This is a genomic window from Roseovarius sp. 217 (assembly GCF_000152845.1).
GTDB lineage: Bacteria > Pseudomonadota > Alphaproteobacteria > Rhodobacterales > Rhodobacteraceae > Roseovarius.
Window position 1 is genome coordinate 1,368,032 of the sequence record NZ_CH902584.1, and the last position, 16,462, is coordinate 1,384,493.

At 60.5% G+C, this 16,462-nt stretch carries 16 protein-coding genes; 7 read left to right on the forward strand and 9 right to left on the reverse strand.

Going from position 1 to position 16,462, the window contains the following annotated elements:
• Window positions 1-60: 60 nt before the first annotated feature.
• The 8 genes from gyrB to ROS217_RS06545 form a co-directional block, all read right to left on the reverse strand.
• A complete protein-coding gene (gyrB, locus tag ROS217_RS06510; protein WP_040650424.1) occupies window positions 61-2,478 on the reverse strand; it encodes a DNA topoisomerase (ATP-hydrolyzing) subunit B in 2,418 nt (805 codons plus the stop codon).
• An 89-nt stretch (window positions 2,479-2,567) separates the two neighbouring features.
• Window positions 2,568-3,188: a LysE family translocator gene (locus ROS217_RS06515; protein ID WP_009816898.1), complete on the reverse strand. Its 621-nt coding sequence runs from the start codon at window positions 3,186-3,188 to the stop codon at window positions 2,568-2,570.
• Window positions 3,185-3,616, reverse strand: a complete 432-nt coding sequence (locus tag ROS217_RS06520; RefSeq protein ID WP_009816899.1) for a VOC family protein — start codon at window positions 3,614-3,616, stop codon at window positions 3,185-3,187. Before ROS217_RS06520 ends, ROS217_RS06515 begins: the two co-directional genes overlap by 4 nt.
• Window positions 3,613-4,722: a DNA replication/repair protein RecF gene (recF, locus tag ROS217_RS06525; RefSeq protein ID WP_009816900.1), complete on the reverse strand. Its 1,110-nt coding sequence runs from the start codon at window positions 4,720-4,722 to the stop codon at window positions 3,613-3,615. The genes ROS217_RS06520 and recF overlap by 4 nt, the downstream gene beginning before the upstream one ends.
• 53 nt (window positions 4,723-4,775) lie before the next feature.
• Entirely contained in the window at window positions 4,776-5,894 is a 1,119-nt protein-coding gene (gene dnaN / locus ROS217_RS06530; RefSeq protein WP_009816901.1) for a DNA polymerase III subunit beta, read from the reverse strand.
• A gap of 125 nt (window positions 5,895-6,019) precedes the next feature.
• Window positions 6,020-7,372, reverse strand: coding sequence for a chromosomal replication initiator protein DnaA (gene dnaA / locus ROS217_RS06535; RefSeq protein WP_009816902.1), 1,353 nt, complete (start codon window positions 7,370-7,372; stop codon window positions 6,020-6,022).
• 486 nt (window positions 7,373-7,858) lie between these two features.
• Window positions 7,859-8,122 carry a 30S ribosomal protein S20 gene (gene rpsT, locus ROS217_RS06540; protein WP_009816903.1) on the reverse strand — a complete coding sequence of 88 codons (264 nt, stop codon included), beginning with the start codon at window positions 8,120-8,122 and terminating at the stop codon, window positions 7,859-7,861.
• A 177-nt stretch (window positions 8,123-8,299) separates the two neighbouring features.
• The gene (locus ROS217_RS06545; RefSeq protein ID WP_040651191.1) at window positions 8,300-9,118 is read right to left on the reverse strand and encodes a sulfotransferase family protein; all 819 of its coding nucleotides are present in this window, start codon (window positions 9,116-9,118) and stop codon (window positions 8,300-8,302) included.
• 150 nt (window positions 9,119-9,268) lie between these two features.
• Between ROS217_RS06545 and ROS217_RS06550 the strand changes: the two genes are divergently transcribed.
• The 7 genes from ROS217_RS06550 (at window position 9,269) to ROS217_RS06580 (ending at window position 15,086) form a co-directional block, all read left to right on the forward strand.
• Window positions 9,269-10,846, forward strand: a complete 1,578-nt coding sequence (locus ROS217_RS06550; RefSeq protein WP_009816905.1) for a DUF5928 domain-containing protein — start codon at window positions 9,269-9,271, stop codon at window positions 10,844-10,846.
• A gap of 9 nt (window positions 10,847-10,855) precedes the next feature.
• On the forward strand, window positions 10,856-11,242 hold the full coding sequence (locus ROS217_RS06555; protein WP_009816906.1) for an HIT domain-containing protein: 387 nt from the start codon (window positions 10,856-10,858) through the stop codon (window positions 11,240-11,242).
• A 79-nt stretch (window positions 11,243-11,321) separates the two neighbouring features.
• Complete coding sequence (locus ROS217_RS06560) at window positions 11,322-12,116, forward strand: ion transporter (RefSeq protein WP_009816907.1); 795 nt, start codon at window positions 11,322-11,324, stop codon at window positions 12,114-12,116.
• Between the two features lie 81 nt (window positions 12,117-12,197).
• On the forward strand, window positions 12,198-12,662 hold the full coding sequence (locus tag ROS217_RS06565) for a DUF1203 domain-containing protein (RefSeq protein WP_009816908.1): 465 nt from the start codon (window positions 12,198-12,200) through the stop codon (window positions 12,660-12,662).
• A 69-nt stretch (window positions 12,663-12,731) separates the two neighbouring features.
• Complete coding sequence (gene pheS, locus ROS217_RS06570) at window positions 12,732-13,805, forward strand: phenylalanine--tRNA ligase subunit alpha (protein ID WP_040651192.1); 1,074 nt, start codon at window positions 12,732-12,734, stop codon at window positions 13,803-13,805.
• Window positions 13,802-14,158 (forward strand): DUF2513 domain-containing protein, encoded by a 357-nt coding sequence (locus ROS217_RS06575; RefSeq protein WP_040650425.1) that lies wholly within the window; start codon window positions 13,802-13,804, stop codon window positions 14,156-14,158. Before pheS ends, ROS217_RS06575 begins: the two co-directional genes overlap by 4 nt.
• 514 nt (window positions 14,159-14,672) lie before the next feature.
• Window positions 14,673-15,086: a BLUF domain-containing protein gene (locus ROS217_RS06580; protein ID WP_009816911.1), complete on the forward strand. Its 414-nt coding sequence runs from the start codon at window positions 14,673-14,675 to the stop codon at window positions 15,084-15,086.
• 22 nt (window positions 15,087-15,108) lie between these two features.
• Here the strand turns inward: ROS217_RS06580 and ROS217_RS06585 are convergent, their stop codons facing one another.
• On the reverse strand, window positions 15,109-16,317 hold the full coding sequence (locus ROS217_RS06585; RefSeq protein WP_009816912.1) for an aminopeptidase P family protein: 1,209 nt from the start codon (window positions 16,315-16,317) through the stop codon (window positions 15,109-15,111).
• Between the last annotated feature and the right edge of the window lie 145 nt (window positions 16,318-16,462).

Sequence of the window (16,462 nt, forward strand, 5' to 3'; positions counted from 1 at the left end):
CATCTCCGCCTGAGCGGGGATGAGACAGTGTTTTGAGGCCAGATTGCCCCCCTATCCCGATCAGAAATCGAGATTGGCGACGTTGAGGGCGTTTTCCTGGATGAACTCGCGGCGGGGTTCGACCACGTCACCCATCAGCTTGGTGAAGAGGTCGTCGGCCTCGGCCACGTCGTCGATTTTCACTTGCAAGAGGGTGCGCGCCTCGGGGTCGAGGGTGGTTTCCCAGAGCTGACCGGGGTTCATTTCGCCCAGACCCTTGTAGCGTTGCAGGCTGAGACCTTTTTCGCCCTCTTTCAGGATCGCATCGAGCAGGTCGAGCGGGCCAAAGATCGGCTGCACGCGGTCCTTGCGGATCAGGGTGGCGCGCTCGCGGTAAATCTCGCGCAGCGGGGTGGTCATCTGCGAGAGTTTGCGGGCCTCGCCGCCGCGCAGCACCGGGCCGTCGAGGGTGCGCATTTCCTCGACCCCGCGCACGGTGCGGGTGAGGCGGATGCCGTTGTCCTGCGTCGGGCGGCCTTGCCAGCCGCGCTCGTATTCATTCGAAATCATGTCGAGGCGCTGCGCGACGGTATCAGCCACGCCTTGCAGGTCGGAATCGACACGGCCCGCCAGAAACGCCTCGGCAATCGCCGCCTGTTCGAGAATGTGGCGGGGATAGTGGGTCGGGAACGCCTCCAGGATACGCTTGGCTTGCCGTGCCTCTTCGACCACGCGCACGAGGTCGGGACCGGCGATTTCCTCGCCCGTGCCGAGGCGGAGGCCGGCATCGGTGGTGCCTTGGGCGATCAGGTAATCCTCGAGCCCGGCCTGATCCTTGAGATAGACCTCAGACTTGCCGCGCATCACCTTGTAGAGCGGCGGTTGCGCAATATAGAGGTATCCGCCCTCGATCAGTTCCGGCATCTGCCGGTAGAAGAAGGTGAGCAACAGGGTACGGATATGCGCGCCGTCAACATCGGCGTCGGTCATGATCACGATCTTATGGTAGCGCAGTTTCTTGATGTCGAATTCATCCCGGCCAATGCCGGTGCCAAGCGCCATCACGAGATTGCCGATTTCCTGAGACCCGAGCATGCGGTCAAAGCGGGCACGTTCGACATTGAGGATCTTGCCGCGCAGGGGCAGAACCGCCTGCGTGCCCCGGTCGCGACCGGTTTGAGCCGAGCCGCCGGCGCTGTCCCCCTCGACGAGGAAGAGTTCGGTCTTGGAGGGGTCTTTGGATGAGCAATCCTTGAGCTTGCCTGCGAGGAAATTGACATCCATCGGATTCTTGCGACGGGTCAGATCGCGTGCCTTGCGCGCCGCCTCGCGGGCGTGGGCGGCCTCGATGATCTTGCTCACGATGATGCGGGCGATCTGCGGATTTTCCTCGAACCATTCGGCGAGTTTCTCGTTGACGAGACCCTCAACCGCCGGGCGCACCTCGGAGCTGACGAGCTTGTCCTTGGTCTGAGAGGAGAATTTGGGATCGGGCACCTTGACCGAGAGCACGCATGTCAGCCCCTCGCGGGCGTCATCGCCGGTGAACGTCACCTTTTCCTTTTTGGCGATGCCGGTGGTCTGGGCGTAGTTGTTGATGGTGCGGGTCAGCGCGCCGCGAAAGCCCGCCATATGGGTGCCGCCATCGCGCTGTGGGATGTTGTTGGTAAAGGGCAGGACGGTTTCGTGATAGCTGTCGTTCCACCACATCGCCACTTCGACGCCGATGTCGTCCCGCTCGCCGGTGATAAAGATCGGTTCGGGCATGGCGGGGGATTTGTGGCGGTCGAGGTATTTGACGAATTCCTTGACGCCGCCCTCATAGAACAGCTCTGACATCAGCGGCTCTGTCGGGCGCTCATCGCGCAGGATGATACGCACGCCGGAATTGAGAAACGCCAGTTCGCGCAGGCGCTTTTCCAAGGTCTCGAAGATGTAGTCGAGATTCGAGAACGTCTCGAGCGAGGCGAGAAAGCGGACTTCGGTGCCCTTGCGGCCGTTGGCATCGCCGACGACGCGCAGAGACTCGACGGTAAAGCCGCCCTCAAAGCGGGCATAGTGTTCCTTGCCATTGCGCCAGATGCGCAGTTCCAGCCACTCAGACAGGGCGTTGACCACCGAGACGCCGACGCCGTGAAGGCCGCCCGAGACCTTGTAGGAATTGCTGTCGAATTTGCCGCCTGCGTGCAGTTGGGTCATGATGACCTCTGCGGCGGAAACGCCTTCGCCCTCGTGCATATCGACGGGGATGCCGCGGCCATTGTCGCTCACCGATACGCTGGAATCCGCGTGGATTGTGACGTTGACGGCATCGGCATGACCGGCCAACGCCTCGTCAATGCCGTTGTCCACGACCTCATAGACCATATGGTGCAGGCCCGAGCCATCATCGGTGTCACCGATATACATGCCGGGACGCTTGCGGACTGCCTCTAACCCTTTGAGAACCTTAATAGAATCGGCGCCATACTCTTCGGGTGCAGCGGCTGCTTCGGACATGCGGTTTTTCCTTCGGAAGTTTTGTCATTTTATACGAGCTATGGGGGGGAATGTCACGTCATTCCCCCATATTTTGCGGTTCTGGGCCGTCAGGTAAAGGGGATGATGAGGCCCACCAGAATCAGCAGCAGACCGGAGCCGAAATTCATCCGCGCGATGGCCTTGGGGCTCTGCAAAAGACGCCGGGCGCGGTCGAGAAAGAGGGCAAGGCCGAGATTGCCCAGCATCGGCACGATGGCAGACACCACGAGGATCGCGGCGATGTCCGGGACTGTCACTGAGGAAAGGTCGAAGAAGCCCGGCAGAAAGCCCATGTAAAAGAGGATCGCCTTGGGATTGCCGACCACCGCCGCGACGCCCACGGAAAAGCCCGCCCAGATTCCGGGGCGCGTCATGCGGCTGTCGGTGCCGGGCGTGCGGGCCGGCGCGCGGATCAAGAGCAGGCCCATCACGATGAACACGCCCGCCGCGACCCAGCGCAGCATCGAGAGGGCGTCGCCATAGAGCGACAGCACCCAAGCAAGGCCGAGGATGGCGCAGAGTGGCCAGATCAGATCGCCCAAGGCCACGCCCACCGCCAGCGGCCATGCCGCACGCATGCCGCCCGAGAGGGCGCGTGCCGTGAGGGCCACCCAGACCGGGCCGGGCACGGCCCAGAGACCCGCCATGGCCGCGGCATAGAGCATCAGATCGAAAGGGGCGATGGTCATGGGGTCTTTGGCAAGGTCAGGCTGCCATCCTCGGACAGTGGCCAGAAGGGGTTCATCGCCACTTCCCAGACATGATCGTCCGGATCGCCGTAATAGCCGGAGTAGCCACCCCAGAATACCTTTTCAGGATGTTTGAGCGCGGTGGCTCCGGCGGCGAGGGCGGCGGCAAAGGCGGCATCCACCTCTGGCTCGGTTGCAAAGTTCTGTGCCAGCGTGATTGCGCCAGTGCCGAGGGCGGCATCGGGGCGGCCTTGGTCAGCGGCGAGATGCGCCTTGCCGAAGAGAGCCAGGACCAGACCGTTCATCTGGTAGAATACCACCTCTGGAAGCGCCTCTGCCGGGGTCCAGCCAAGTGTTTCATAGAAGGCACGCGACCGGTCGAGATCCTCGACGCCAAGGGTGATGAGAGTGACGCGTTGCGGGGTCATGGGGCCTCTGGTGTGATCTGGCTGATGCCAGCGGTGTCGGTGACGTGGATATGTTGTGCGCGGTCGCCCAATTCGGAGAAGAGCTCTGGTCCGGTGCCGGTCATCCAAGCCTGAGCGCCGAGGGCGCAGATTTCGTCATAGAGCGCAGCACGGCGGGTGGCGTCAAGATGGGCTGCGACCTCATCCAGCAACAAGAGCGGTGGCGCGCCGAAATCGCGCGCAAGGGCGCGGGCATTGGCAAGGATGAGCGAGACCAGAAGCGCCTTTTGCTCGCCGGTGGAGCAGTCGGCGGCGGGTACGCCCTTGGCGGCATAGACGCCGTAGAGATCGGCGCGGTGCGGACCGATCAGCGTGCGCCCGGCCACAAGATCGCGAAAGCGGCTTTCGGCCAGCGCCTGACGCAGGTCTTCGGCGGTCTCGGGCATCTCGCCCTCTGTCTGGGTCAGCTCCAACTCGGCGGTGGGAAAGGCGGTTTCAGCCTGCATCTGCGCGCCTGCGATCAGCGCGAGGGCGTGTTGGCGGTTGGCGTGGATTTCGGCACCCGCGTCAGCCAACTGCCGTTCAAGGGCGAGATACCACTGTGCGTCGCGGACCTGATCCTTGAGCAGGCGGTTGCGTTCGCGCATGGCCTTTTCATAGGCGAGCGTGGCCTCGGCATGGCTGGGAACAAAGCTCATGGTCATGCGGTCGAGAAAGCGGCGGCGGCCCTCCGCGCCTTCGATCCAGAGACGGTCCATGGCCGGGACAAGCCAGAGCACGCGCGCGATGCGCCCGAGGGCAATCTGCGTCGCGGTCTTGCCGTCGATCCGGAGCTGACGGGCGGCGCTGCCTTCGGCAAAGGTCTCGACCTCGTGGACCTGATGCAAAGAGTGCAGGATCGTGGTGATCTTCCATCCCAGCGCCTCGGGTCGCCGCGCCATGTCCTGCGCCGCCGCGCGCCTCAGGCCACGACCGGGCGACAAAAGCGAGACGGCCTCGATCAGATTGGTCTTGCCTGCGCCATTCGGCCCGTGAATTGCCACGGGCCGCGCATCAAGCGAAAGCCGCGCGGCTTTGTGCGAGCGGAAATGCGAGAGGGTCAATTCCGACAGGGAGAGTCCGGGCATTCACTGCCCTTTCTTCTTGCCAAAAATATCCCCGCCGGAGGCTCCGACAGGCGTCACACCCGCATCGGCATGACGACATAGACCGCCGTCGTGTCATTGCCTTCGCGCATCAAGGTGGGATCGCCCGAGGAATTGAAGAGGAAGACGGCGTTCTCGCGGTCGACCTGGCTTGCGATTTCCAAGAGGTATTTGGCGTTAAAGCCGATTTCCAGCCGCTCATCGCCATAAGCCACGGCCAATTCTTCTTCGGCGGCGCCGCTGTCGGGGGCGTTGACCGACAGGATAAGACGGTCTTCGTCGAGCGAGAGTTTCACGGCGCGCGAGCGCTCGGAGCTGACGGTTGCCACGCGGTCGACGGCCTGAGCGAATTCGGCGGCGTCCACCTCCATCCGGCGGGTGTTGCCCTGCGGAATGACGCGGGTGTAGTCGGGGAACGTGCCGTCGATCACCTTGGAGGTGAGGGTGATGTCGGGGGTGGCAAAGCGGATCTTGGTTTCCGAGACCGAGACCGCGATCTTCATGTCGTCGTCTTCCAAGAGCTTGCGCAATTCGCCCACGGTCTTGCGCGGGACGATCACACCGGGCATGTCCGACGCGCCATCGGGCAGGTCGGCGTCAATCCGGGCGAGGCGGTGGCCATCGGTGGCCACACAGCGCAGAACCTTGCCGCCATCGGCGTCAGAGACATGCAGGTAGACGCCGTTGAGGTAATAGCGGGTTTCCTCGGTGGAAATGGCGAATTTCGATTTGTCGAAGAGGCGGCGCAGCACCGGCGCGGGGGCCGAAAAGTTGCTGGCATATTCCGAGGAGGCCATCACCGGAAAGTCTTCTTTCGGCAAGGTGGCCAGATTGAAATTGGAGCGACCAGCCTGCACGGTGAGGCGGCCCGAGGTGCCATCGTCGCTAAGCGTGACGAGCGATCCATCCGGCAGTTTGCGCACGATTTCATGCAGCATGACCGCCGATACGGTGGTGGCACCGGCGCGCTCGACCTGGGCCGGGGCCTTGTCCACCACTTCGATGTCAAGATCGGTGGCGCGGAACTGCACGCTGTTGCCCTCGGCCTCGATCAGGACATTGGCGAGGATTGGAATGGTGTTGCGCCGTTCGACCACAGATTGGGCCTGGGACACGGCCTTGAGCAATGCGCCGCGTTCGATGCTGAGTTTCATTCCCTCGCTCCTGTCAGGTGCCGGTTTAACGCCGGGAGGGGCAAGGTAGCAACTCTACCCCGCACCTCAAGTGTTTTCTTGGTGTTTTCGGCTGGAAAACCGACAGCGTCAAGGGCCAGCGCCCCTCAGCCCTCGAGTGTGCGGCGCAGAAGCTCCAGGTCTTCTGCGATTTGCCCGTCTTGAAGGCTGAGTTCCTCGATGCGGCGGACGCCGTGCATGATGGTTGTGTGGTCGCGTCCGCCAAAGCGACGGCCGATTTCGGGCAGGGAGCGCGAGGTCATCTGTTTGCACAGATACATCGCCACTTGCCGGGGCCGCGCATAGCAGCGGGTGCGCTTGGGGCCGATCATGTCGCTGAGGCGGATGTTGTAGTGATCCGAGACCTTGCGCTGAATTTCCTCGATCGAGACCTTGCGTTCGGAGGCGCGGAGCACATCCGCCAGACAATCCTGCGTCAGTTCCAGCGTGATCGGTTTGCGCACCAGTGAGGCGAAGGCAAAGAGCCGGGTCATGGCACCTTCGAGCACGCGGACATTGGTGGTGATCCGGTGGGCGAGGAATTCGAGCACGCCGTCATGCAGGGTGAGGTCCGGATATTGCGCGCGAAAGCGGTCGACCTTGGATTGCAGGATGCCCAGGCGCAATTCGTAGTCGGTCGGGTGCAGATCGACCACGAGGCCGCATTGCAGGCGCGATTTGATGCGTTCCTCAAGATTGGCAATCTCGCCGGGGGCGCGGTCGGCGGAGATCACGATCTGTTTGTTCTGATCCACGAGGGCGTTGAAGGTGTGAAAGAATTCCTCTTGGGTGCTGTCTTTGCCGGCGATGAATTGCACATCGTCCACCATCAACACATCGACCGAGCGGAACACGGATTTGAAATCCATCATCTTGCGGTCGCGCAGGGCCTGCACAAAGCGATACATGAACTGTTCCGCCGAGAGATAGACCACGTTGAGATCGGGGCGGGTGGTTTTCAACTCCCATGCGATGGCGTGCATGAGGTGGGTTTTGCCCAGACCGACGCCGCCATAGAGAAACAGCGGATTGAAAGTGACCGGGCCGCATTCGGCCACCCGGCGGGCGGCGGCATGGGCCAGCTCATTGGGTTTGCCGACAACGAAGCTGTCAAAGGTGAACCGCTCGTCCAGCGGCGCGGAGGGCACGATGCTGTCGATCTGTGACTCCGGTGTCGCGGCAGCGGCAGCGACGGGTTTGGAGGGGCGGTTCGCACTATTGGCCGCGACCCGGAATTGCACACGCCGGACATGCGGCGCGAGTGTGGTCATCTGATAGAGGATCAGATCACCGAAATGCTGCGAGACATAGTTGCCGAGAAAACTGGTGGGGACGTGAAAGGTCGCGACACCATCATCTACCCGAGCAAATTCCAGTGGTTCGATCCAGTTCTTGAAATTGCTCTGTCCGACGGATTGCTGAAGTTTCTGCTTCAACTGGCCCCATTGTTCTTGTGTCATTCTGTCCCCGTTTCACGACGCTGCGATACTGATTCACCAAGATCGGAAAACACAGATTCGATCCCATGCGATACAAGTTCGGGGTGACAACAGACCACATATACCGTTGCAAAGAGCAACGGTCGTATGACCTCTCATCGATAAGCGTGCATTTCGGAATCAGTGAGTACGCTTGCGCAGCCCGTCCCAAAGCTACGCGGTCTCTGACCCAAAATACCTTCGCAATGGACAAAACCAGAGCAGCAGATGCTCAGTCGCGGTGCCTGGGCCGGGATTTCCCCTGTGCCTAGTACCGATGCGGCCTGTCCCCCCAAGCGTGAATCGCAGGTCTGAAACTAGCAACCTCGGAGGCGCGGCGGCAACTACTCAATGCGCTTGACAGGGCCTTTGACTGAAAAGAATCTCTTGGTGTGTTTTGAACGCCAGTCACGAAAAAAGGCACCGCGGGCCGCAGTGCCTTTATCTTCAAAGACTTGGACGAAAGCCTTAGCCGAGCGACTTGACGCGGGCCGAGAGGCGGGAAATTTTGCGCGATGCGGTGTTCTTGTGCACAACACCTTTGGTGACGCCGCGCATCAGTTCGGGCTGAGCATTGCGCAATGCGGTCACGGCTGCGTCTTGATCACCGGAGGCAATCGCTTCTTCAACCTTGCGGATGAAGGTACGGATACGCGAGCGGCGTGATTTGTTGACAGCGAAACGCTTTTCGTTCTGCTTGGCGCGTTTTTTGGACTGCGGCGTATTGGCCATGTGACGTGGACCCTTTCAAGGTTCGATATGTGTAAACGCACGTCATACCCAACCGGGACCCTCGCCGAACGAGGTGATTCTTGCCTGAGCGGGCATCACGCGCATGTCTGGCGTGCCGTATACGCCAGTTTTGCCGGAATGCAACCCCTTGTGGTGGGGCGGTATCGCGGGTGCGGGTCAGTCGCCCAGTTTGGCGTGGACCTCTTCCAAGTCGATTTCTGCGACGGGCATTTTGTTGCCGGGATTCTCGAAATCGTATTTGAAGAGGTCGAAATCGCGTTTGTAGATTTCATAGACCAGATGCATCGACAGGTCGTCGAAATAGGCCTCGACCGGGTGGGCGCGTTTGGGGCCGTGGCCTTCGGATTCGTTGAAGCGGGGAATCGTCTTGAGGTCGATCTTGTGCCGGGTCTGGATCGCGCCCAGCACCTCGCCCATGCCGTCATCGAATTTCTCGGTCCAGAAAATCTTGTCGTAGCGGCCACCGTTGACGATGAAGGTCGAGATATGGCCCGACATGGCGGACCAGTGAATATCCGGCTCCATCGGGCGTTTCCAGCGGATGGTGTCGCGGGCAAAGAGCAGGAATCGCCGAAAGCTCTGGATCTGGTCGAAGTCCTGCTTGCCGTCGTCGCCCCCCACCTCGATCCCGTACTTCTGGATGATGGTGGGCACCAGTTTGCCGCGATAGCGGCTGCCGTTGCGCTGGATGCCGCAGATCTTGTCAAAGAACGAGGACAGAATGCGGGTATAGGGATTGCGCACGCAGGAAAAGGCGTAGGAGGTGTGGGTTTTCACATTGGCGTTGATCAGTTTCTGACTGTCTTCACGCGCCCATTTGTGCAGACCTGTGGTGGCGTCGTGGATGTCACCCTCGAAAAACACGCCGTGATCGGAGTAATAGAGAATCTGGCCGATGGTCGAGCAGGCGCATTTCGGCACCACGCGGTAGACCACGCTCTCGCTCTCGGTCATCCAGGTTCCGGGAAATCCCATGGTAACTGCCTCCGCCATCACTTTCCCACTTAATGCGGGCTTCATCCTGTCTAACCTGTTCAAAAAACCAAAGAAAGTCTGTTTATTCAGGCGCTGTTCACGTCTATTGCTATAACCAGTCGGTAAATCGAGGGTTAAACCGTTTCCGCAATGGCAAAAATCGCGTTCATCCTGTTGTGTCACAAAGACCCTGAGGCGATTATCCGTCAGGCAGAGATGCTGACGGCGGCGGGCGATTACATGGCGATCCATTTCGACGCCCGCGCCAAGCCCGAGGCATTTGCCCGGATCAAGGCGGCGCTGGCGGATAATCCCAATGTGACCTTTGCGAAAAAGCGGATCAAATGCGGGTGGGGTGCGTGGTCGCTGGTGCAAGCCACACTTTATGCAGTGGAGGCGGCGGCAGAGGACTTTCCACGCGCCACGCATTTCTACATGCTCTCGGGCGATTGCGCGCCGATCAAATCGGCGCGGTTCGCGCATCAGTTTCTGGACAACCGCGATGTCGATTATGTCGAAAGCTTCGATTACTTCGACAGTGACTGGATCAAGACCGGGATGAAGGAAGAGCGGCTGATCTATCGCCACTTCTTTAACGAGCGCACGCAGCCAAAGCGATTCTACGCCTCTTATAATGTGCAGCGCAAACTGGGCCTGACCCGACCGATACCGCATGACATCCAGATCCAGATCGGAAGCCAGTGGTGGTGTCTGCGGCGGCGCACGGTGGAATGGATCCTCGAATTCACCCGCAAGCGGCGCGACGTGATGCGGTTTTTCCGCACCACTTGGATTCCGGACGAGACATTCTTTCAGACACTGGTGCGGCATCTGGTGCCGGATGCCGAGATCGAGACACGCACGCTGACGTTTCTCATGTTCACCGATTATGGGATGCCAGTGACCTTCTATAATGACCATTACGATCTCTTGCTCAGTCAGGATTATCTCTTTGCCCGCAAGATCAGCCCCGAGGCGCTGGAGCTGAAGCGGCGATTGGGCACGCTCTATTCCGATGAGGTGACGCAGTTCCAGATTTCGAACGAAGGGCGCGGCCTGTTTCAATTCCTGACCGCGCGCGGACGCGAGGGGCGGCGGTTTGCACAGCGGTTCTGGGAAACCGAGAGCACGCTGGGCCGCGAGCGCGAATTGATGATCGTCGTGTGCAAGAAATGGCATGTCGCCAAGCGATTGCTGGAGCGTATCCGGCAAGTGACGAATGTGCCCGCGATCGAGTATCTCTTTAACGAAGAGGGCACCGCCCTGCCTGATCTGGGCGGGCTTCAGGCGACGCTGGCCAAGCGGACGCGGCACAGGCGGGCGCTGATGCGGATGCTGTTCGATTATTATGAAACCGACCGCCTCTTGGTCTGCATGGACCCCGGCAGCATTGATCTCTTGCAGGATTTCTGTGGGGACCGGGCTGTGACCAAGCTCTTGGAAGTGCAATGCCATTTCACCGATGAGTATCTGACAGGGCATGCCATGCGGGTGGGGCTGGCCGGAGAGCAGACCCCGCACGAGACCTTGGAGCGGCTGTTGCCGACGATCCGGGGTGACATGACCTATGAGAGCGACCGGATTCGCGATGCCGAGTTCGAGAATCACATGATCCTGAGGCAATCGGATGACCGGGGCTATCGCGCCGATCTCCTGGCGCGGTTCCTTGATATTCCGCGCGAAAAAGCGCAGGAAATCGCTGAACCTGACCACCTGTTTGCAGATTGAGGACGCGCCATGCCCTTTGCCTATGATGCCCAGAATATCTTTGCCCGTATCCTGCGGGGCGAAATCCCCAACAAGACTGTGCTGGAGACCGCGCATACGCTGGCGTTTCACGATATTCAGCCACAGGCGCCCGTGCATGTGCTGGTGATCCCCAAAGGCTCCTATGCGAGCTATGATCATTTCGCCGCCGAGGCGAGCGATGCCGAGATCGTCGATTTCAACCGTACCGTGGCCGAGGTGTGCCGCATGACGGGCGTGCATCTGGGCGAGGGTGGGCAAGGTTTCCGTGCCATTACCAATGCGGGCGAGCATGGCGTGCAGGAGGTGCCGCATTACCACCTGCATATCCTTGGCGGTCGTCCGCTGGGCCGGATGCTGGCGCGCAGCGAAAGCTGAGACGACCCCGCTTGCAGGGCAGATGCGATGCGCCCATATGAGGGGCATTGGTCACGCACAGGATTTGATAGGCAGCCCCATGACATTTCGCAGCCGCGTCGGCGCATTTCTTGACACGTCGTTGTTTCAGAACGCCATTCTGGGCGTGATCCTGTTCAACGCTGTGATTTTGGGTCTGGAAACCTCGGGTCTGATCATGGCGCAGGTGGGCGTGTTGATCCTCTTGCTCGACAAGCTCTGTCTTGCGGTCTTTGTGGTCGAGATCGCCGCCAAGCTCTTTGCGCGGGGGCTCGGGGGGTTTTTCCGGAACGGCTGGAATCTCTTTGATTTCGTGATCGTGGGGATTTCGCTGATTCCGGCCACTCAGGGGCTGTCGGTGCTGCGGGCGTTGCGGATCTTGCGTCTGTTGCGCGTGGTCTCGGTCGCGCCGTCACTGCGCCGGGTGGTCGAAGGGCTGGTGACGGCTCTGCCGGGGATGGGATCGGTATTCCTGCTGATGGGCATGCTGTTTTATATCGGGTCGGTGATGGCGACCAAGCTCTTTGGCGCGGCCTATCCGGACTGGTTTGGCGATATGGGGCGCTCTGCTTATTCGCTCTTTCAGATCATGACGCTGGAATCCTGGTCGATGGGGATCGTGCGCCCGGTGATGGAGGAATTTCCCTATGCCTGGGCGTTCTTTGTGCCCTTCATCATGGTCACGACCTTTGCGGTGGTGAACCTCTTGGTCGGTCTGATCGTGAATTCGATGCAGGATGCGCATCACGCCGAGGATGTGGCAAAAACCGACAACTACCGTGACGAGGTTTTGGCGCGGTTGACCCAGTTGGAGGTGATGGTCCGCGAGGGCCAGGCCAAGACCCCCAAGGGCTGAGGTCGGTTTGCGCAGGAATCGGGTCGAGTTTTAGGGCGGCTGCGGGCAGGGTTTCGGAAACCACAAGCCGGAGACCCGCCAATGATCCTTATAACGCCCCTTGCCACCGAGACTGTCCGCGCCTTGCAGGCCGGCGCGCCCGATGCCTATGGAATCCCGCCAGAGCAGCATGTGGCGCAGGGCACTGGCAATCCGTGCCGCCATTGTCTGCGCTTCATACCCGAGGGGGCGGAGATGCTGATCCTCGCCTATCGCCCCTTTGCCGGGCTGCATCCCTATGCCGAAACCGGGCCGATTTTCCTCTGTGCCGATGCCTGCGCGCAGCATGAGGGCGGAGCAATGCCGGAGGTCTTGCGCGACAGCCCCGACTATTTGCTCAAAGGCTATAACGCGCAGGACCGCATCGTTTACGGCACTGGCCGCGTCGTGGCCGCAACAGAGATCGCAGAGTATGCAGAGACGGTGTTCGAGCGCGGCGAGGTGGCCTATATTCACGTCCGGTCTGCCCGCAACAATTGCTATCAGGCGCGGATCGACCGGGGCTGAGCGGTGCAATCGCTTGCACGCCGCGCCGATGCGCGGTAACTCGCCGGAGAGACCAGCGGGATGGATGCGATGAGTGATCTGCGGGAAAAATATCTGACGGCGGTTGCCAATGCCGGTGACGAGGCCACGCTAGAGGACCTGCGCGTGCAGGCCGTGGGCAAGAAGGGCGAAATCAGCCTCGCGATGCGCGAACTGGGCCGGATGAGCCCTGACGAGCGGCAAGAGGCCGGGCCGCGTCTGAATGCGCTGAAAGACGAGATCACAAGCGCGCTGGCCGCCAAGAAACAGGCGCTGGGCGATGCCGCATTGGACGAACGGCTGCGGGGCGAGTGGCTGGATGTGACGCTGCCTGCGCGGGGGCGGCGGATGGGCACGATCCATCCGGTCAGTCAGGTCACCGAGGAAGTGACCGCGATTTTCGCCGATATGGGGTTTGCCGTGGCCGAGGGGCCGCAGATCGAATCCGATTGGTTCAACTTCGACGCGCTGAACATTCCCGGCCACCATCCGGCGCGGGCCGAGATGGATACGTTTTACACGCATCGGGCAGAGGGCGACGAGCGCCCGCCGCATGTCCTGCGCACCCATACCAGCCCGGTGCAGATCCGCACCATGCAGGCCGAAGGCGCGCCCATTCGGATCATCGCGCCGGGGCGGGTGTATCGCGCGGATTACGACCAGACCCATACACCGATGTTCCATCAGGTCGAGGGGCTGGCGATCGACAAAGACATCAGCATGGCCAACCTCAAATGGGTGCTGGAAGAGTTCGTCAAGGCGTTCTTTGAGGTGGATGATGTCGAGTTGCGCTTTCGCGCCTCGCATTTTCCGTTCACAGAGCCGTCGGCCGAGGTGGATATCCGCTGTTCTTGGGAAGGCGGCACGCTCAAGATTGGCGAGGGCAATGATTGGCTGGAGATTCTCGGATCCGGCATGGTGCATCCCAAGGTCTTGCAGGCCGGGAATATTGATCCCAATGAGTGGCAGGGTTTTGCCTTTGGCATGGGGATCGACCGGATTGCCATGCTGAAATACGGCATCCCCGATCTGCGGGCGTTCTTTGATTCAGACCTGCGCTGGCTGCGGCATTTCGGGTTCGCCAGCCTCGATCAACCGACGCTGCATGGTGGGTTGAGTAGGTGAAGCGTAACGATGATTTTTTGCGTGAAATGCTCATTGAGTTTGAAGAGCAGGAGGATTTTCTGATCCTTGACAAGAATGTCATGGGCGCCTCGAAAGAAGATCGACGGTGGCAATACCACCTTAACTTGCTCGAAGACCAACGGCTTGTAACGCCTGTCGGGCGTGGCACCTACCGGATGACGGCCTCGGGCCATGATTTTCTCGAAGCAATCAGAGATGATGGACTTTGGCAGAAAACCAAGGACGCAGTTTCCGAAACTGGGGGAAACGCTACGCTAGAGATTCTCAAAACACTTGCTGTTGGCTTGTTGAAGAAGAAGATCTCACAGCACACTGGTATAGACCTTGGATAGTACCGGTACGGTGGGTGCCAACCGATAGCGTGATGTTTGCGATTGAATGCTGGTTTCCATTCAACATAACGGTGCCGAATCCTCGCGCGGAACAAAGGCGCGGAACGCGCCGCCGCGCGATCGCTGGGCCGTCCCGCGGCCTAGCGATTATGAAGCGCCGCGCAGCGCTTAGAGGTCGTACGGGTTTTGCTGGCATAAAGTGGCAGTTACCGCCGTTGCTTCGCTAGTCCCCGGCCCAGCGGTCGCGCGGCTCATCGTCTTTGAGCGAACGATTCTCTCCTATCTATAGCGGCGCTTAACGCTATGCTAACGTATGGCGTATACCTGTGGGTGGGTTGATCCGGGTCTGGCGGTTTCGTATTCAGGTGGCACAAGCCTTGATGTGAGTGATCCATGGTTGTGCGGGCCCGGTTCCGGGCCGCAGACGATTGGTCTTTGCGCTGAGTCTTGAGGGTATTGTCCTATCGACGGCGCGATCTGCGTCGCCTATCGTGACGCAGTAAGGAGCCACGCCATGCCGCTGACACAGATGATCTATGCCTCGCAGCCCTTTGGCTTTGACGATGCAATGCTGGCGGGGATTCTGCTCGATGCGCGGCGGTGCAATGCGCGCGACGATGTCACCGGGGCGCTGATTGTGCGCGGCGACATGTATCTGCAACTGCTGGAAGGGCCGAAATCCAAGGTTGAGGCGACCTATGAGCGCATCATTCAGGATGACCGCCACGTCAATCCGGTGCGCTTGTTGACCCATGAGATTGACGCGCGGATGTTTCCCGAGTGGTCCATGCTCGACGATCCCGCGAAGAGCTGGGTCTGGAGCATTGCCGAGGTGCGCGGTGGCGCGGTGGAACGGTTTTCTGCCGGGAAAGAGGCGCTGAAATTCTTTCAGCGGTTGGCCGCGTCGCGTGCAGACACGGCGGGGTGACCCCCGCCGCGCCGGTATGTGATCAGCCGACCACGTTGAAATCGGGGCCATAGGGATAGCCGGTGATATTCTCGTTGCCGTCCTCGGTGATGACCAGAATGTCATGCTCGCGGTAGCCCCCGGCACCGGGCTGGTCGGCGGCCAGTGTCAGCATCGGTTCCATCGAGATGACCATGCCCGGTTCGAGCACCGTGTCGATATCCTCGCGCAGTTCCAGACCTGCCTCGCGGCCATAGTAATGGCTGAGAATGCCAAAGCTGTGACCATAGCCAAAGGTGCGGTATTGCAGCAATTGGCGCTCTTCGAGGAAGGTGTTGATCTGATGCGTGACCTCGGCGCAGCTGACGCCGGGTTTCAGAAGCGACATGCCATATTCATGGGCGGCGACGTTGGCCTTCCAGATTTTCAGGCTGGCATCGTCCACGTCGCCTGCGAACATGGTGCGTTCCAGCGCCACGTAATAGCCTGACACCATCGGAAAGGTGTTGAGCGACAGGATGTCGCCGCGTTCAATCGCGCGGGCGGTCACTGGGTTATGCGCGCCGTCGGTGTTGAGGCCGGACTGGAACCAGACCCAAGTGTCGCGGTATTCGGCGTCAGGGAAGCGTTTGGCAATCTCTGCCTCCATTGCATCGCGGCCTGCCATGGCGACGTCAATCTCGCGCGTGCCGATCCTGACCGCGTCGCGGATGGCATAGCCGCCCACGTCCGCCACCTGCGCGCAGGAGCGTATGAGGGTGATTTCCGCCGCCGATTTACGCATGCGCTGGCGCATGGTGGCGGGGGCGAGATCCTTGAGGGCGCTGGGCTTGAGGAAATGCTCTAGCTTGTCGCGCTGCAGGAGCGTCAGGTGATCGCCCTCATAGCCTATGATGCGCCCCTCGCCTGTGACCGACAGGATCGCGCGCCAGTAATTATCGCGCTGCCAGTCGGTATAGGTGATGTTGTCGCAAAACGAGCGCCGCCACGGTTGACCGGCGTCGATGCCTGCCGAGATGGTGACGCAGTCGGTGTCCGTGATAACGAGCCCATAGGGGCGGCCAAATGAGCAATAGAGAAAGCCAGAGTAATAGGCGATGTTGTGCATCGAGGTGAGGACGACGGCGGCGGTGCCGGTCTCGGCCATGATGGCGCGCAGCCCCTTGATCCGGGCCTCATACTCTTCGGTGGCAAAGGCCAGCGGCGCCTTTTCACCATTGTGGAAACGATAGAATTCAGGACGTGCAGTCATAGTGACCCTCCTTGCAAAAGAAGGTCCCGGCGTTCAGGACTGTGGGGAAAGGCCATGAGGGGGCGACGCCATCGCCCGGGCCTGAGGCGTTCTTGCCGATTGGATGCGGTCTGGCAAGCGGGTTTGCGACAAGGATAGAGGGATT

What these genes read in the sequence shown, in the direction of transcription:
- gyrB (WP_040650424.1), bottom strand. Translation starts at nt 2,478, where the DNA reads ATGTCCGAAGCAGCCGCTGCACCCGAAGAGTATGGCGCCGATTCTATT.
- ROS217_RS06515 (WP_009816898.1), bottom strand. Translation starts at nt 3,188, where the DNA reads ATGACCATCGCCCCTTTCGATCTGATGCTCTATGCCGCGGCCATGGCG.
- ROS217_RS06520 (WP_009816899.1), bottom strand. Translation starts at nt 3,616, where the DNA reads ATGACCCCGCAACGCGTCACTCTCATCACCCTTGGCGTCGAGGATCTC.
- recF (WP_009816900.1), bottom strand. Translation starts at nt 4,722, where the DNA reads ATGCCCGGACTCTCCCTGTCGGAATTGACCCTCTCGCATTTCCGCTCG.
- dnaN (WP_009816901.1), bottom strand. Translation starts at nt 5,894, where the DNA reads ATGAAACTCAGCATCGAACGCGGCGCATTGCTCAAGGCCGTGTCCCAG.
- dnaA (WP_009816902.1), bottom strand. Translation starts at nt 7,372, where the DNA reads ATGACACAAGAACAATGGGGCCAGTTGAAGCAGAAACTTCAGCAATCC.
- rpsT (WP_009816903.1), bottom strand. Translation starts at nt 8,122, where the DNA reads ATGGCCAATACGCCGCAGTCCAAAAAACGCGCCAAGCAGAACGAAAAG.
- ROS217_RS06545 (WP_040651191.1), bottom strand. Translation starts at nt 9,118, where the DNA reads ATGGGATTTCCCGGAACCTGGATGACCGAGAGCGAGAGCGTGGTCTAC.
- ROS217_RS06550 (WP_009816905.1), top strand. Translation starts at nt 9,269, where the DNA reads ATGGCAAAAATCGCGTTCATCCTGTTGTGTCACAAAGACCCTGAGGCG.
- ROS217_RS06555 (WP_009816906.1), top strand. Translation starts at nt 10,856, where the DNA reads ATGCCCTTTGCCTATGATGCCCAGAATATCTTTGCCCGTATCCTGCGG.
- ROS217_RS06560 (WP_009816907.1), top strand. Translation starts at nt 11,322, where the DNA reads ATGACATTTCGCAGCCGCGTCGGCGCATTTCTTGACACGTCGTTGTTT.
- ROS217_RS06565 (WP_009816908.1), top strand. Translation starts at nt 12,198, where the DNA reads ATGATCCTTATAACGCCCCTTGCCACCGAGACTGTCCGCGCCTTGCAG.
- pheS (WP_040651192.1), top strand. Translation starts at nt 12,732, where the DNA reads ATGAGTGATCTGCGGGAAAAATATCTGACGGCGGTTGCCAATGCCGGT.
- ROS217_RS06580 (WP_009816911.1), top strand. Translation starts at nt 14,673, where the DNA reads ATGCCGCTGACACAGATGATCTATGCCTCGCAGCCCTTTGGCTTTGAC.
- ROS217_RS06585 (WP_009816912.1), bottom strand. Translation starts at nt 16,317, where the DNA reads ATGACTGCACGTCCTGAATTCTATCGTTTCCACAATGGTGAAAAGGCG.